This is a genomic window from Leptospira inadai serovar Lyme str. 10, assembly GCF_000243675.2.
GTDB classification, from domain to species: domain Bacteria; phylum Spirochaetota; class Leptospiria; order Leptospirales; family Leptospiraceae; genus Leptospira_B; species Leptospira_B inadai.
In genome coordinates this window covers 728,508-743,280 of the sequence record NZ_AHMM02000015.1, presented here as the reverse complement: position 1 = coordinate 743,280, position 14,773 = coordinate 728,508, and the positions used below count along the sequence as shown (strand labels likewise).

Genomic DNA, 14,773 nt, shown 5'->3' with positions numbered 1-14,773 from the left:
TGGATGAAGGAGACTTGCGTTGATGGCTGGATCATTCAAGAGATTAAAAATGCTAGGAGATAACCCAAGCACATACTCTATTCCGAATTTCGAAAAGACTCAAAATAAAACCTGAGAACGTATTCCATTTTGAGAGACTATTCATCGGAATCTCTTCGGACACGTTTCTTAAAATGTAACGAAGTCACCCTAATTCTTGCTTCTATCCCTATGCTCGGCTCTAAAAATGACTCATCTTATTGACATGAGCGTTTCTCCGATGCATCCCATTTTCACCTTCTCTTTCGGGTAACGAAGTCAATGCTTAGCGTGCTTACGCCGATCTCTGCCTCTTCGCAACAAGCCTCCTGGCTCAAACACCCCCTCCTCTTTTATATTCTGAAATAAATTATTTCCAAATCGTTATTTCCTTGTCCATCGCCTTAGTTCGGCATGATACGAGCGCTCTGCGGTCCCGGGCTTTCTGGATCGCTTAAATCTACTTTGAATCCGGTGCATTAGGTTTCGAGGTATTCGATGTCAAAAATTTATGTCGTTTTTCCTATTTAGAATCCGAAATTTTCGGAAAACACGCCTTTCATCAAGCGCATCTCCGTTTCCTTTGGCTCTTACGCCATTCCTAAAAAGTCCAGAATTATAATCGAGGGCGACAATTTGAATTTTTCGATTATAATTCTATAGTCATATCGATGGAATCGTACCCTGTCAAATTTTGGCCCACTCTATCGGAGTATCCGTCCGCGGGAGAGTATTTCTGGCATCAATTCCCCTACTCCCTTCCGGGTTTCCTGACATTCATAGTCGGCTTCGTGCTCTTTACGGCTGCAATTGCGCGGTTACGATATTCCGGAAATCGTAATCTTTTTCTAAGCTTTGCAATCAGCTGTCTTGCTTTTGGAACGTTAGGGTTGCTGCTTGGGCTACGCGCAGTAATTCCGGATGAGAGTCTGTTAGTCGCTCTCAATACCGAACTTTATCCGATCGTTCTTTTATTCACTCCGATGAGCTGCCATCTAGTGGATGAAATTCTAGAAAATCGATATAAAAGTGTTCGATGGGCGGCCTGGCTAAATTGGGCTGCTGCCGGACTTGCGCTCATCGGAATTTTAATGGATCGGGCATTTACCGGAGAATTCATCCAGTATTCGTTCGGAAAGTACCCGGTATCCTCGGGATTTCTTAAGCCTTGGGGTATCATAGGAGTGATGTCCTATTTTGTCGTGGTTGTTCCAGCTTATTACGATTATCTTAAGGATAATTCGCTCCAAGAAAAGTGGACGCTCGCAATCGGTCACAATCTTTTAATTATCCTATCGGCTTCGAATTTGCCCAGTTTAATAGGAGTTCCCTTATTTCCGGGCGGCAACTTTTCGTTTATTCCCATGCTGATCCTTGCGTACGGGGTCTTTCGGAATGATTTCCTAAATTTAAGCGTATTGCTATTTCAAAAAAGCATTTTATTCTATTTCCTCAATGTTATCATCGCATGCATCTTCTTTACGATTTCCGCGGTGGTTATTCGCCTTTTAACGCCGGCGGATCTGGCCGTGTCCTCGGGAGCGCTTTGGCTTTTCGTACCGATTCTTTCTGCGCTTGCGGTTTTCGGACTCGGAATCTTGGTAGGAGGCACAAACCCGGGATCTCCTTTAAATCAGCTAGGCGCATTCTCGCTGTTTATTTTCGGGGCGCAGCTGATTTCGAATATTGTGACCAATCTATCTTCCGGATCCCTCGCTAGTTATCGTATAACGCAATTGTGTTATGCGATTTTTTGTCTCGCGCCGTGCATACAAATTCGATTTGCCTGTGTGGCGCTCAAAAGGTCTCCGCCACGATGGCTATTTATCTTCGATTTCTCCTCGATTTTACTTAGTTTTTTGTCGTTTTCTCCATGGCTACTTGTAGGCTACTATGAATTTCCATGGGGACGCATACTTGCATCAGGTCCGGTAATTCAGGTCTTCGGAGCCGTTGCGTTTTTAGGTCTTATCATGGTCGGACGAGAATGGAAAAGAGCAGGCGGAAGAAAAGGCGCGGGTTCGATCGGCAATTTCGCTGTGCTATTCCTAGTGTTAAGCGCAATCATGCTTTTCCTGAACCTTCCCGCTACGACCGGAATTCCGATTTATCCGCTCGGTAATTTGACTATTTTACCGACCGCAATACTCGCGTACGGAGTCCTGAAGTACGGCGGGGATTCAAGGGAACACCAAGCGCTACGTGTCGGACATAGAATTTCCCTTTTGTCCCTCCTGATGATTCCGATCGTTCTCTTTCTCGTTTTCCCTTTGCTACCTGACGGCGACGCTCCGGCGTTTGCGAGAACCCTATATATATTTTTGTTCGGATTGCCTATTCTATTACTCGGATATCAACTTACCTTTTTTTTAACTCGGCCGATCTCAACCGAATTGGACGCCACGTTTGAAAGTCTAGCCACCGCAAAAGAGATCGCCGAAGAAACGACACGGGAAGTCGAGAACCTGAATGAATTTGCCAGATTATTGAATTCCACTCTGAACTTGGATAAGTTGTTTCGAGCGGCTTTTGATTTTATGATTCGGCATACGAATATCGATACGATCTGGCTGATGCATGTCCAAAAAGAAACGGGAATATTGGAAGCATATGCCCGTGGTCTCGTGCCTCCGAGTATGCAGGAAGAGGATATCAATTTTTTTAAACAACTGCGGGTGCCTTTGAATCAGAGTGGCGGCACTCTCTACCAGACGTTTATTAGGATGACTCCGTTTTATTTGGAAGAAATTCCTACTAAACGAACGGCAATCAATGTCTTAAACGGAGAATCCTACAAGCTATCAAAAATCGATTTTCAGATCACGATGCACGGGCGTTTGCAATCCCTTCTTCAAATACCGCTGATTCTTAATAACGAAGTAATCGGAATTCTCAACTTAACCGCATACGATCAAAAACTCTCGCTCACGGAAAAAGAGATCCTACGTATTGTGAGAATTTGCGAGCAGATTACCGGAGCCTTATACAGCGCCCGCCTAATAGCGGAAACTCAGGAAGCGCATCGCGCTGCCGAGAAGGCGCGCCAGGAAACGGAAAGTCTAAACGGATTTACTCGGCGGATCAATGCGAGTAACGAGCTCAACTTGGTAATCGACGAGATTTTCTCCTTCATCCAAAAAAACTTCGGTATTAACTCTTGCATCTTATCGCTACTGGCAGAGAAAAGAAAAACGTTGCGTTTTCAAAGGGCTTGGATCGATCCGGAGGAATGGACCGAATCTCAAAGAGAATATTTCGAGAATTTGGAAATTCCGCTCGATGAGACCGGCGGAACACTCTGGCGCACCTTTTGTAAGAAGCAACCGTTCTACTTGCCTCGAACGAACTTCAAAATTCCTCATCCTCTCGATAAACAAATTATCGACACTCTTGAACTGGCATCCTTACTCATTGTTCCGCTCGTAGTTCAGAATCGTACGATCGGAATTATTTGGTGTACATCCGGACACTCTCGGATGAATCTGTCGCGCAGCGACATAGATAGAGTGCAGGCCTTCTGTGATCAGATTGCGGGAGCCATTCGGAATACTTATTTATTCGACCAAACGGAAAGTGCCCGAAAAGACATCGAAGCTCTGAATGAATTTGCGATAAGGATAAATGAAACGGGGAACCTCGATACGGTCCTGGATCTTGTATTCAAACATACGGAGGAAAACTTCGGTATCAGAGACGGCGTGCTTTGGGTCGTCGACTCGGACAAAGATATATTGTATCCTCGTCGTTTTTCCCCCGGAATCGAAAAACGTATCTCTCAGGAAAATTTAAATTGGGGAAAAAATTTACGTATCCGGCTTGAGGATGAATGCGCATTAACCATCACTTACCGTAGACTTCGAACTCTTTATGTTAGCGATGTAAATCGATGGGCTCGTTACGTCACCGAAATCGACCGGGGATTTCAAGAACATCTCGGGAACAGCGCTTTTTTACAGATCCCGTTATTAATCCAAGGCAAAGTGGTCGCAATCATGGCGTTTACTGCCTTTGACGAATCATGGGATTTATCGAAAGATGAGATTGCAAGTATAGAACGATTCTGTACACAAATCGCCGGCGCGGTTCATAGCACGCATCTGTTCCAAGAAACGGAAGCGGCTCGGCAAAAAACCGATTCCTTATTACTCAATATTCTTCCGGCCGAGGTTGCCGGAGAATTAAAGGAAAAAGGCGAGGTTCGTCCCATCCTTTATGAATCAGCGACAATTCTATTTACCGACTTTAAAGGTTTTACGACTATCGCGGAACTGATGTCGCCGGCGGATTTGATTCGAGAACTAGACGGTTGCTTTTCACAATTTGATGAGATTGTGCATCGATTCAATCTTGAAAAACTCAAGACCATCGGCGATTCCTATATGTGCGTGGGTGGATTGCCGGCGAGAAATCAAACTCACGCAATAGATGCTTGCTTAGCCGCACTAGAATTCCAAGCGTTTATGAATCAGATGCAGTCGATTAAAAAAGAGTTGGGGCTGCCATTTTGGGAAATGCGCCTCGGAATCCATTCGGGGCCGGTAATTGCAGGTGTGATCGGTAAGAAAAAGTTTGCATTTGATGTTTGGGGAGACGCCGTAAACACCGCTTCTCGACTCGAATCGGCGGGCGAACCGGGTAAGATCAATATTTCTCAGAGCACTTATGAATTGATTAAAGACTTCTTCAAAACGGAGTATAGAGGAACGATACCCGTTAAGAACAAGGGAGAAGTCGCAATGCATTTTCTATTAGGATTACGTGATGGACTTACGATCGATAATGACGGACAGATTCCCAATAAAGAATTTCAGCGGAGATATCTGACCTTAAAGGAAGCTACCTAGAAGCTGCGTTGGCGGTCACACTGCTCCGGGTTCGCTTTCAGAAGACAGAGGTCAGAGGACAGGCGCGTTCGCTTTGCTCACGCTAGACAGAAGCTGCCCGATCGCGAAAAAGTTACAGAAGTAGAGGAAAGATCCCCTGTATACAGGAATTTTTCTCCGGAACATGGAAATCCGGCTCATCAATGTTCTGTCTCCCAGAGGACAGAGGACTGAAGACAGACGCGTTCGCTTTGCTCACGCTAGACAGAAGCTGCCCGATCGCGGAAAAGTTACAGAAGTAGAGGAAAGATCCGCTGTAACACAGGAATTTTTCTCCGGAACATGGAAACTCCGTTTGTCAATGTTCTGTCTCCCAGAGGACAGAGGACTGAAGACAGACGCGTTCGCTTCGCTCACGCTAGACAGAAGCTGCCCGATCTCGGAAATGTTACAGAAGTAGAGGAAAGATCCCCTGTAACACAGGAATTTTTCTCCGGAACATGGAAACTCCGCTCATCAATGTTCTGTCCTCAGTCCTCTGTCTTCTGTCCTCTGAAAGACCGAATACCTCAATACTGAGGTCAATTTTCTTTCGAAACGGCGCCTAATAACTGGAAGCAACGACTCGATTTCAAAGAATGGAAAAAGGAAACGGTGTCTAACGTTTGCGGGCTATATTAATTGAAACGGGCGGTAAATCGAATGTGCGCTTGCTCTTTCCAAACTATAATCGAGCAGGATGAAATTGAAACAAAATGCATCGCATTTATCCGGGAGGCTTACTGCTTTAAGGCAAATCGTTTCAATCTATAAAATATAACGTCCACTTAATGCTTTTGGGTGAAGACATGGTCTTCAGTGAAGGCCCACATTTTCTTTCGGCGTTAGAATCATCCAAATAATAAATATCTCTGAACTAACAGGCGCCTTGGCGGGCGTAAACTCACCTATCTTACTTCAGTTTCGAATAAAAAAATCTTGCCAAACATTACACCATATGGTGTAATGTTAAAATGGACCAATTAACCGATGTCCTCGTAGCCATTTCTCATCCTTCCAGGCGAGCAATCATTGGGAGGCTAGCGGAATCCGGGCCTACTCGCTTTACCGATGTCGCAAAACAATTCGATGTGGCTTTGAATGCTGTCACGAAGCATCTCAAGTTGCTTGAGCGTGCAGGGCTGATTAAGCGCGATAAGCAAGGTCGCGAAGTGCTCATCTCCTTTAGAGCCGAGCCGCTTCGCGAGGTAGTAGGATGGGTACATGAGTATGAGCGGTTCTGGAACGAGCGTCTCGACCAGTTCGAGCATTATTTTAAGAACAAACAGGAGAAGAAAAAATGAATAAATTCGAGAAGACTCTTGAATTCAAATTCGAACGAACGATCCCTGCCCCGCCAAACGACGTGTTCGATGCGTGGCTGAACCCAAAAATTCCGGGCAACCCCTGGAATATAGCTGATAAGCTTCTCTTAAATCCGGAAGTAGACGGTTTCTTTTACTGGCTTACCAAAGAAGGAACTCCTCATTACGGACGATTTACGGAAATTCAGAGACCAGATCGAATCCAACATACATGGGTGTCACCGTACACCTTAGGAGAGGAATCGACAGTTACGCTTACATTTAAGAAACAAGGCGATAATACGGTCATGACACTGCTTCATTCGGACCTTCCGAATGAAGATAAGGTAAAAACGCATGAAAGGGGTTGGAACTATTTTTTAGATATTTTCCCGAAGCAATTCGAGACTGTCTCAAGTGAGAAAAAATAATTCGGTCGCTCTATCACCCTAGCGGTTTCCACCGCTAGGGTGCAATTAAAGCGCAAGTTAAGGAGCAACTATGACAAGGATAATTTTTGGAAACCATACAGCACATATCGTCCCGCGGGCGGAAAAGGAAAGGGTACGTAGATTTTATCTAGATATCCTCGGTTGCAATCTCATGAGAGTAAGAGAGGATGCGGACGACATTCGAATGGGAGATAACTTTCATATGGGAATTCTCTACGGGGACCACGCCGACGAGAGTGAGTTCCAACGTACCGGAAAATCAATTTGGCTCGAGCTTAAATCCGACAACGTGGAAGAAATGAAACGGAGACTTCTTGACTTCGGTGCGAGAAAGCTGGAGATTCCGGATCCTCATTTCTATTTCCAAGCTCCGGGAGGACAGGTGTTCCGGCTGGTCGGCATAGATGAGGATCTATCCAAGTACGAAGGAACCGGAGAAGGTCCGGACGTAGCAAAAGTAAAAGAGGCAATCCGAAAAGAGGAGATCAAGCGATGACGAAATCCGGTAAGAGACGGGAGTTCCGTTTGAACTAAAAATCCCCGCTTCTATTCCGGACTCTCCAATGGATTACTCATAGAGAAGATCAGAGTGCGAAGAAAAATTCGGCGGAAGTAAAATATAAGTTAAGAACACGTAACGAGCAGCTAGGAAGGTAAACGAAATGGAGAAGAACAATTTTAGCAGTAGTATTTCTGTAAAAATCGGCGCCAGCGAGGCGATCAAAAAGATCAGCAACGTACCGGAATGGTGGGGAATAACATTTACGGGAAGTTCCGAAAAACAAAATGATAAATTTATCGTAAAGATGAGTGGAGATTCTTTCTTCGACTTTACTGTAGAAGAATTGATCCCAGCGAAAAGGCTCGTTTGGTCGATTACGGATTGCAACATGCCCTGGTTTTCCGATAAAAAAGAATGGGCTAACACCAAATTGATTTTTGACCTCAATGAAAAGGACGGCGTAACGGAGTTGAACTTCACGCACGACGGACTTACGCCGGACCTCGAGTGCTACACTGACTGCGAAGAAGGCTGGACCCATTGGATCAGAACAAGTTTATTTTCCTATTTTACTACCGGGAAAGGCGTTTTTAGAGCACCCACTAAATAAAGAACCTAAGTCCACTTTTTTATCCTCGCAGGGTTTTCCAAGGAACCCTGCGCTTTAAAATTCAAAAAAATAGAAGGTGACCGGAATTTCTTTCGTCGAAGGATATATTCTACTTCGGATTTTTCTGCGGAGATATCACTCAAAAGACAAGAGATATCGATGGGCTAGAAATAGATGGGTAACGAAAGAAGGAGTTCACATACAATACGCGGAGGGAAATCAGAGGGTAATCAAGCACGCATTCTCTTCCTACGGCTGTCTTCGACCCGAGTATTCACAGCTTTACTTAAATGAATTCTGCTTCTTCAGGAATCTAAAGGTATTCGGGTTGGAGGCAATCGTGCAGAACTGGAGGGAGAGGATCGGAGTCGAGGTCGAAAAAGTACCAACTGCAATCGAAGATAAAAACCGACTTGCCGGACTAAGCAAATGGAGGCGGAGCGCGAAACCTGCTTTGCAGGCTCCATTTGCTATACCTAAGCTAAAAGCGATTCTACCCACACAAGTGCGGATTGTCAGCTAGAAATGTCTATCTCAATACGTCGTTTAACAAACGGCCTAACATTTGATCCTGAGTTTGCACCGTCTTCTGATTGGCCTCATAGGAACGATTAACTTCGATCATCTCCACCATTTCCGTTACCACGCTTACGTTAGACGCTTCTAAAAAACCCTGCAATAAATTCGGCTCTTCGTTCAAGTCGAAAGGTTGCGGTTCTCCGGATTCGGGTGTGTCCACGTAGAATGAATCACCTTCCTTATCCAGATGCCTCGGATTTTCAACGGTGCGAATTTTTATTCGGTCGAGTAACACGGGAGTTTCGAATCGATTCTTGTCGATCGATGTGGAATTTTTCGGATCGTTTCCGATTTCTCCATTGATCCAAACTTCTCCGTTTTCTCGAATTAGAAAATTGCCTCTTGCCACTTTGATCGGGCCGTTTTCTCCCATCAGCGGAAATCCTTGGGGTGTTACTAAATATCCGTTCGTATCCAAAACGAAGGCTCCCGATCGTGAAAGCCTTTCTCCTCGATTCGTCAATACGCTGAAAAAAGCAGGATGCTCCGATCCCGGCCGGTCCTGGAGCATCATATCGAAAGGATTATCCGTCTTTTTTACCGCGCCCTGCTCGAAGCGAGTATAAACTTCGTTTACTTCCCCGCCTAATCCCAGCTTACCGATTACGGGAGCAGTATCGAAAGATCCCATCGGAACCTTTCCGACTCCGTCTTCATTATATCTATGCAATAATAACTCGGGAAAAGTTTTAAATACCGTGGTGTCTCTTTTATACGCGGTTTTATCCACGTTCGCCAAGTTATTTGAAATAACGTCCATGCGAGTTTGCTGGATCGTCATTCCATTCGAACCAGTATAAAGTCCTCTTAGCATGAGGTCCTCCCGAAAAACAGATACGTTGCTACAATATTAAGATCGGGATTTTTTAGATTTCCAGAAGGGAGATTTTGTCCCATTAGGAAAAAACCTTTGACATCCCTTCCTGAGGCGGGGATATCTATCCGGGAAATGAAGAAGAAAGGGTACTTTCTTTCAGTCGGGGCAGGCAAAAACCAGTTACCCTTGATTCGAGCCTGTAAGAATCTAGGGCTGGATGTGATTTCGGTAGACCGGAACGATAAAGCACCGGGATTCCCGCTTTCTAACCTTAAAATTATCGAATCCACTCATGAATATCGTCGAATTCACCGGGCTGTTTCGGAAAATCCTCTCCCGATTCCGATACTTGGCGTCGGCACCCGTTCCTACGGGAAGGCGACTTACACTACGGCCTACCTTGCGGAGAAACTAAAGCTAAGGTACGCGAGTACCGATTCGGTATTACTTTTTTCCGATAAACATCTTTTAAAATCCGTCGCGAGTGAAAAAGGAATTCGAGTGCCGAGGGACATCCCTTTTTCGGAATTACGAGCCAAAGAGAAATCGATCCCCTACCCTTGGATCGCAAAACCGAGTCAAGGCAGCGGAAAGCAGGGAGTCCGTCTCCTGACCTCGGACGCCGCCGCATCCAATTTCCTTTCGACGATCAGTCCTCATTCGAAAAAAGGTTCGGTAAAATCCAAAAAGAACGCAGACGTTAAAAATCAGCCGGAAGAAAAATGGATCTTAGAGGAGTTCATTCCTGGTTTGGAATGCACTGTATTAGGTCTTGTCTCCTCCGATGAATTTCATTTGGTAAGCCTGACTCTTAAGGAAACGTCCGAATTTCCCCCTTTCTTAGAGGTGGCCCATAGGCTCCCCTTTCCTAAATCCGAGATAACGGGGGAAATCATTATGCTCTGCCGTTCCATCGTCAAGGCGACGGGATTGAAAAATTGTCCCTTCGTGGCGGAATTCAAACTGAATACGGACGGAGAGCCTGTGTTAATCGAAGCCGCGCCCGAGGTCGGAGGAGAATACCTTGCGGATGTGCTCGTACCGGGCTACATGCAATACGATTATTTTTCGAATTTTATAAAATTATTAATTGGTGAACCGTTCGAACTTCCTCCATCCATGCTCCGATCGAGTCCGAACAAAAAAGCGCAGATCCGCTTTGAAATTCCACCGAAAGGCATTTCGATCTTAAAGCAGGTTTCCGAATTCCGAGTGAAATCCAGGGAGAAAGTCCTGTTTGAAAGAACTCTCCATGAAGTCGGAACGAAACTAGATACGTCCGTCGGCAACGAAGTTCGCCCTCTAGTTCTCGGAATCAAAATCACCTCATCCCAACCTGAAGAAGCTTGGAACGAAAGCATTAAGACTAGATTCAAGGCCGACTATGATGTCCGCTGATCATCCATCCAAGCAAGCATGGGAAACTCATTATACCCGATCCAAATCTAAGTTAAATTATCCGGACGAGAATCTGGTTCGAATTCTTTCTAGAATTCCCCCTTCAACGACATCTCGCCAAGCTCTCGACTTCGGCGCAGGATCGGGACGACATTGCGTTTTATTAAACGAATACGGCTACGAAGTCAGCGCGGCGGATTATAGTGAAAATTCCGTTTTGTCTATACGAGAATCCTACCCCTGGACAAAAACGTTTCTCTTGGACCGGCCGCCGTATCCTTTTCAAAACGGGCAGTTCGATCTGATCGTAAGTTGGGGCGTGCTGCATTATAATCACCCCGATATGGCCAAGGCAATGTTAAACGACCTAAGGAGAATTATGAAACCCGGCGCTTATCTTGCCGCCTCGGTGAGAGCGCTCGGAGACACCCACTTGCAGGCTAAGGACGGACGAATAGGAACTCCCGATTTAAAGGGGGGATCCACCTGGTTCTATTCCGAGTCGGAAATAATGGATTTAGGATCGGAATTTTCATCCTTCGAACTCGGTTATACGGAAAGGACTCCATTAGGAAAACTGGATGAGAGGATTTGTCATTGGATCTTTCTCGCTCGGAAGTAATTTACGAAGAATGTCCGTTAGACGGAACTTGCCGCTGGGAACGACTCTACACTTCGGAATATTCGGATTTCAAATTACCGATCCGCATTTGTAAAACCTGCGGTCTTCAAGCCCAATTCCCCCGCCCTCTTCCGGAAGAACTGTATACCGAAGATTACTATACCGGGAGCCAAGGGTTTACGTATAGAGACGAACGTGCGACGGAAAAATTCGATCGATATGTTTGGTTTGCTCGACTTGCAAATATCGCAAAATTCCGATCGGAAGGGAACTTCCTAGATATCGGATGCTCCTTCGGAGGATTTCTGAATTGCGCGAGAGAGAGGGGCTACGTTCCATACGGGGTCGAGATCTCCCCGTATTCCGCAAAACAAGCCGGTATGAGAGGAATTAAAATTTGGCAGGGGCAATTTTTAGACGCGGATTTACCCGAAAATTTTTTCGACGTAATCACATTGATCGAAGTGATCGAACATCTGGAAAATCCGAAAGCGGTCTTCGATAAACTTGCAAAAATTTTAAAGCCGGGAGGATTGCTTCTCATCCAAACTGCAAATTTCGAGGGTCGACAAGCCAAGGAAGCCGGACCGAAATACCATTATTATCTCCCGGGTCACGTATATTATTATTCGGCATCCAACCTACGGAAAATTCTTGCCAAACGAGGATTTGAACGACAAGTTACCTACCTTGGCGTGGATTTTCCTCTCTACGCAAAACTTTTAAAATCGAGAGGAAGCTTCAAGTCTTGGAAAGATTATCGAAAATGGATTACGATATCGTTTTACCATTTTCGCAGCAAACTTAAACGAGGCGGGCTGCCATTGACTTCATCAATGGTGCATTACGCGATAAAATCATGAGCTCTCACCCAAATCATAAATATAGTAGATTATTCGATTATATACCCGATTCAGGAATATTAAGAAAATTAAATTTTTCCGCCCGCGTACTGGCTTCCTCCGCGTATCGCTTCGTCAAAGACGACTGTCTCATGAAAGCCTCCGGAATTTCCTACACTACCATCGTCTCGCTGATCCCGATGTTTACCGTAGCTCTTTCCCTACTTACGATCACTTCGGGATTGGAAAACCGAAAAGAAGAGATATTCGACCGTATTAACGCATTTTTCCTGGCCAGTAACATCAATTTAGATATCAATCCGTATTTGGAAACGATCGGCGACTTAATAGACGCGGCCCGACAAATCGGTGCGATCGGCTTTGTAATTTTGGTATTCTCCGCGACGGCAGTTCTTAGGTCCCTCGAAAATTCCTTTAACGGAATTTGGCGCATAGACGTTAATCGTTCCTTCTTACAGAAATTCGTATTTTACTTTTTTATCCTGTCGATAGGTCCTCTTTTAATCGTAATCGGCCAGGGGTTGGTGGAGAAAATGACGGATTTTTTCCGGCCGCCTCACTATCTCAGTATGGACAAGGAACCGGACGGAAAAATTTGGATCGCCGGAGAGAGCGGAAATCTTTTTCGATTGGATAAGAATTTAAAGAATGATTATGTCATCTCGGAAACCGATATCGATTTGGAGAATATTCGTTGCGTCGATTCCTTCGGAACTAGATTAGATTTTTGTAAAAAACCGGAACTGAAGCAGGAAGATTTCATCCGGGTTCTCGTCCGCGAGGATAAAATTTACGCAATATCCCGAAAGGGGCTCTTCTTAAACCGGCCCGTCGAAGGTTCGGTATGGAACGCGATTTATTTCGAGAATACCCAATTTTCCGATTTCGAGTTCGTAAGCGAAGGGAATTTCTATTTTATATTCGGGAACGGTGAAGTCCTTCATTTTTTCAATCAAGGAAGAAGTTACAAACCCGTCTTCCCGAATACCTTAAAAATCCGAGCGAATCGAATTTACTTTCCGGAGTTCGGCGAAGGATACTTGGTGGACGAGGACGGTAATATCTGGAAGAGCGAGGATGGGGGCGTTACTTGGGTCGCGAATAAAATCGCAGGACAGGGTCTAAAAGACATTCATAGGATTCGCCCGGGCGAACTCATTGTTGCCGGAGAGAGAGGATCCATTTACAAGACGACCGACGGAGGTCATAGTTGGAAAAATCTTAGTCATAAGCGCTATACTTTCCAGAAAGTGTGGTCCGTCGAAAATCAGGAATCGACGGACATCTTCCTACTGGATTCTCTCGGAAATATATTAGTTTCGATCGACGGAGGAGAGCATTGGAATTCCTTTTACGTTCCGGTTCGCGGGAAGGTGTTCGCTTCGGTTTTATTCTACAGAAGCGAAAACGGTCGTTTTAGATTATTGAATATAGGAGAATACGAAAAGATCAGTCTTTCCGAGTATCGGGAAGTGAAGTATATGACTACCGTTCTCCGCGGAGGAGATTCCGTTTTCTCCCCGTACAATATTCTACGATTAGCGTTTCCATTGGCAGGGATTTGGTGGTTTTTTCTGGCCTTGTTCACTTTGATTCCGAACACAAAGGTTCCCATTAGGGCGTCCTCGATCGGCGCCGCGTTTACGAGTTTGATTTTTCTACTCTTTCTCTACGGCTTTAAAGTATATGTTACATCGTTCTCGGAAACGACGATGATCGTCTACAAGGCCTTGGCGGCGATTCCCATATTTTTGATCGGAGTCTATTCCCTCTCCATGATCGTTCTCTATGGCGCCGAGATAACCGCTTGCGTCCAGTTCCCGGAACGATATTTACTTCCATTTCAGTTAGTCGAAGAACGTCACACTTCCTTTAGCGACGAATTTAAAAAATTATTGGCGGTTCTGAAAGCCGCCTATTCGATTCAAAAACAAAGTAAGCTCTCGGCTTCGACCGAAACTTTGGCGATTCAGTCCGGTTTGAACTCGGAAGAGATTCCTAGATTAACGAAAAGTTTATCCGAAGTCGGTCTCCTGGGCGAAACTTCGGAAGGGACTTGGCTACCGGTCGCTTCCGGACTAGATTTAACTCTCGGTGACTTCTATAGAAAAATTCCCGAGCCTCTCTTAAAAGAGGCCCCCTCTCAACGGATCTATCCGGATAAAATACGGGAGAAATTGGAAAAGACGGAACTAAATCTCCAAAAAGATTTGGATGCGATTACGTTTAGGGATTTGATAGACGGCTAATTAAAGGATATTCCCTAAGACACGTCAGATCTTCGAGTCTAGTTTCTTAATCGGAGACAGATTCAAAGATAAGGATTGGTAAATCTGTTCCGCAAGTCCTAGCGACGAATTGGCCGAGAGATTCTTAGAATATTCGTCATAAAGCATATCTTCGAAAATCTCTTCGGCGTATCCCCCGTCGATCAGTCCGGATTTATGGACGGTCGCCTTCATTTCTTTAAGTACCATTTTCACAAAAATCGACTCGAATTCGACCGAAGCGTCGTATAATCTTTTACGATAAGGATCGGCAGTAACCTCTTCCTTAATATTATGAGGCATACGAACTTCCGAAGAGGAGACTTTTCCGGAAAGTTTATCGTTGAATTCTTCGCGCAGCAGTTCGGGAAACGTTTGCCCTTTTCGGAGTTCCTTTTCTTCCCGAAGCAGTCTCTGCACTTCCGGCCGCTCGGTTAAGTTTAAGCGATTGGAATAATTATTTATTTGATCTATCATAT

11 protein-coding genes are annotated in these 14,773 nt (G+C 45.0%); 9 read left to right on the top strand and 2 right to left on the bottom strand.

What is annotated here, in order from left to right:
• The first annotated feature begins 689 nt into the window (after positions 1-689).
• The 5 genes from LEP1GSC047_RS20805 to LEP1GSC047_RS07175 all read left to right on the top strand — a co-directional run bounded on the left by LEP1GSC047_RS20805 (position 690) and on the right by LEP1GSC047_RS07175 (position 7,748).
• The gene (locus LEP1GSC047_RS20805; RefSeq protein ID WP_010411107.1) at positions 690-4,862 is read left to right on the top strand and encodes an adenylate/guanylate cyclase domain-containing protein; all 4,173 of its coding nucleotides are present in this window, start codon (positions 690-692) and stop codon (positions 4,860-4,862) included.
• Positions 4,863-5,854: 992 nt separating this feature from the next.
• Positions 5,855-6,184 (top strand): ArsR/SmtB family transcription factor, encoded by a 330-nt coding sequence (locus LEP1GSC047_RS07190; protein WP_010411124.1) that lies wholly within the window; start codon positions 5,855-5,857, stop codon positions 6,182-6,184.
• Complete coding sequence (locus tag LEP1GSC047_RS07185; RefSeq protein ID WP_010411125.1) at positions 6,181-6,615, top strand: SRPBCC family protein; 435 nt, start codon at positions 6,181-6,183, stop codon at positions 6,613-6,615. Before LEP1GSC047_RS07190 ends, LEP1GSC047_RS07185 begins: the two co-directional genes overlap by 4 nt.
• Before the next feature lie 70 nt (positions 6,616-6,685).
• Positions 6,686-7,132 (top strand): VOC family protein, encoded by a 447-nt coding sequence (locus tag LEP1GSC047_RS07180; RefSeq protein ID WP_010411127.1) that lies wholly within the window; start codon positions 6,686-6,688, stop codon positions 7,130-7,132.
• A 166-nt stretch (positions 7,133-7,298) separates the two neighbouring features.
• Positions 7,299-7,748, top strand: coding sequence for an SRPBCC family protein (locus LEP1GSC047_RS07175; RefSeq protein ID WP_010411130.1), 450 nt, complete (start codon positions 7,299-7,301; stop codon positions 7,746-7,748).
• 529 nt (positions 7,749-8,277) lie between these two features.
• Here LEP1GSC047_RS07175 and LEP1GSC047_RS07165 read toward each other — a convergent pair.
• Entirely contained in the window at positions 8,278-9,141 is an 864-nt protein-coding gene (locus tag LEP1GSC047_RS07165; RefSeq protein ID WP_010411140.1) for a flagellar hook-basal body protein, read from the bottom strand.
• A 135-nt stretch (positions 9,142-9,276) separates the two neighbouring features.
• Between LEP1GSC047_RS07165 and LEP1GSC047_RS07160 the strand changes: the two genes are divergently transcribed.
• The 4 genes from LEP1GSC047_RS07160 to LEP1GSC047_RS07145 are packed head-to-tail and all read left to right on the top strand — an operon-like array spanning position 9,277 to position 14,276.
• Positions 9,277-10,542 (top strand): ATP-grasp domain-containing protein, encoded by a 1,266-nt coding sequence (locus LEP1GSC047_RS07160; protein WP_039934397.1) that lies wholly within the window; start codon positions 9,277-9,279, stop codon positions 10,540-10,542.
• Entirely contained in the window at positions 10,529-11,164 is a 636-nt protein-coding gene (locus tag LEP1GSC047_RS07155; protein WP_039934206.1) for a class I SAM-dependent methyltransferase, read from the top strand. Before LEP1GSC047_RS07160 ends, LEP1GSC047_RS07155 begins: the two co-directional genes overlap by 14 nt.
• Positions 11,140-12,027, top strand: a complete 888-nt coding sequence (locus LEP1GSC047_RS07150) for a class I SAM-dependent methyltransferase (protein WP_010411146.1) — start codon at positions 11,140-11,142, stop codon at positions 12,025-12,027. The genes LEP1GSC047_RS07155 and LEP1GSC047_RS07150 overlap by 25 nt, the downstream gene beginning before the upstream one ends.
• Positions 12,024-14,276, top strand: a complete 2,253-nt coding sequence (locus tag LEP1GSC047_RS07145) for a YhjD/YihY/BrkB family envelope integrity protein (RefSeq protein WP_010411159.1) — start codon at positions 12,024-12,026, stop codon at positions 14,274-14,276. Before LEP1GSC047_RS07150 ends, LEP1GSC047_RS07145 begins: the two co-directional genes overlap by 4 nt.
• Positions 14,277-14,300: 24 nt before the next feature.
• Here LEP1GSC047_RS07145 and LEP1GSC047_RS07140 read toward each other — a convergent pair whose 3' ends face one another.
• Positions 14,301-14,771 (bottom strand): rod-binding protein, encoded by a 471-nt coding sequence (locus LEP1GSC047_RS07140; protein ID WP_010411162.1) that lies wholly within the window; start codon positions 14,769-14,771, stop codon positions 14,301-14,303.
• Between the last annotated feature and the right edge of the window lie 2 nt (positions 14,772-14,773).

Bases quoted from the DNA above. Each gene is read 5' to 3' on its own strand.
- LEP1GSC047_RS20805 (WP_010411107.1), top strand. From the start codon at position 690: ATGGAATCGTACCCTGTCAAATTTTGGCCCACTCTATCGGAGTATCCG.
- LEP1GSC047_RS07190 (WP_010411124.1), top strand. From the start codon at position 5,855: ATGGACCAATTAACCGATGTCCTCGTAGCCATTTCTCATCCTTCCAGG.
- LEP1GSC047_RS07185 (WP_010411125.1), top strand. From the start codon at position 6,181: ATGAATAAATTCGAGAAGACTCTTGAATTCAAATTCGAACGAACGATC.
- LEP1GSC047_RS07180 (WP_010411127.1), top strand. From the start codon at position 6,686: ATGACAAGGATAATTTTTGGAAACCATACAGCACATATCGTCCCGCGG.
- LEP1GSC047_RS07175 (WP_010411130.1), top strand. From the start codon at position 7,299: ATGGAGAAGAACAATTTTAGCAGTAGTATTTCTGTAAAAATCGGCGCC.
- LEP1GSC047_RS07165 (WP_010411140.1), bottom strand. From the start codon at position 9,141: ATGCTAAGAGGACTTTATACTGGTTCGAATGGAATGACGATCCAGCAA.
- LEP1GSC047_RS07160 (WP_039934397.1), top strand. From the start codon at position 9,277: ATGAAGAAGAAAGGGTACTTTCTTTCAGTCGGGGCAGGCAAAAACCAG.
- LEP1GSC047_RS07155 (WP_039934206.1), top strand. From the start codon at position 10,529: ATGATGTCCGCTGATCATCCATCCAAGCAAGCATGGGAAACTCATTAT.
- LEP1GSC047_RS07145 (WP_010411159.1), top strand. From the start codon at position 12,024: ATGAGCTCTCACCCAAATCATAAATATAGTAGATTATTCGATTATATA.
- LEP1GSC047_RS07140 (WP_010411162.1), bottom strand. From the start codon at position 14,771: ATGATAGATCAAATAAATAATTATTCCAATCGCTTAAACTTAACCGAG.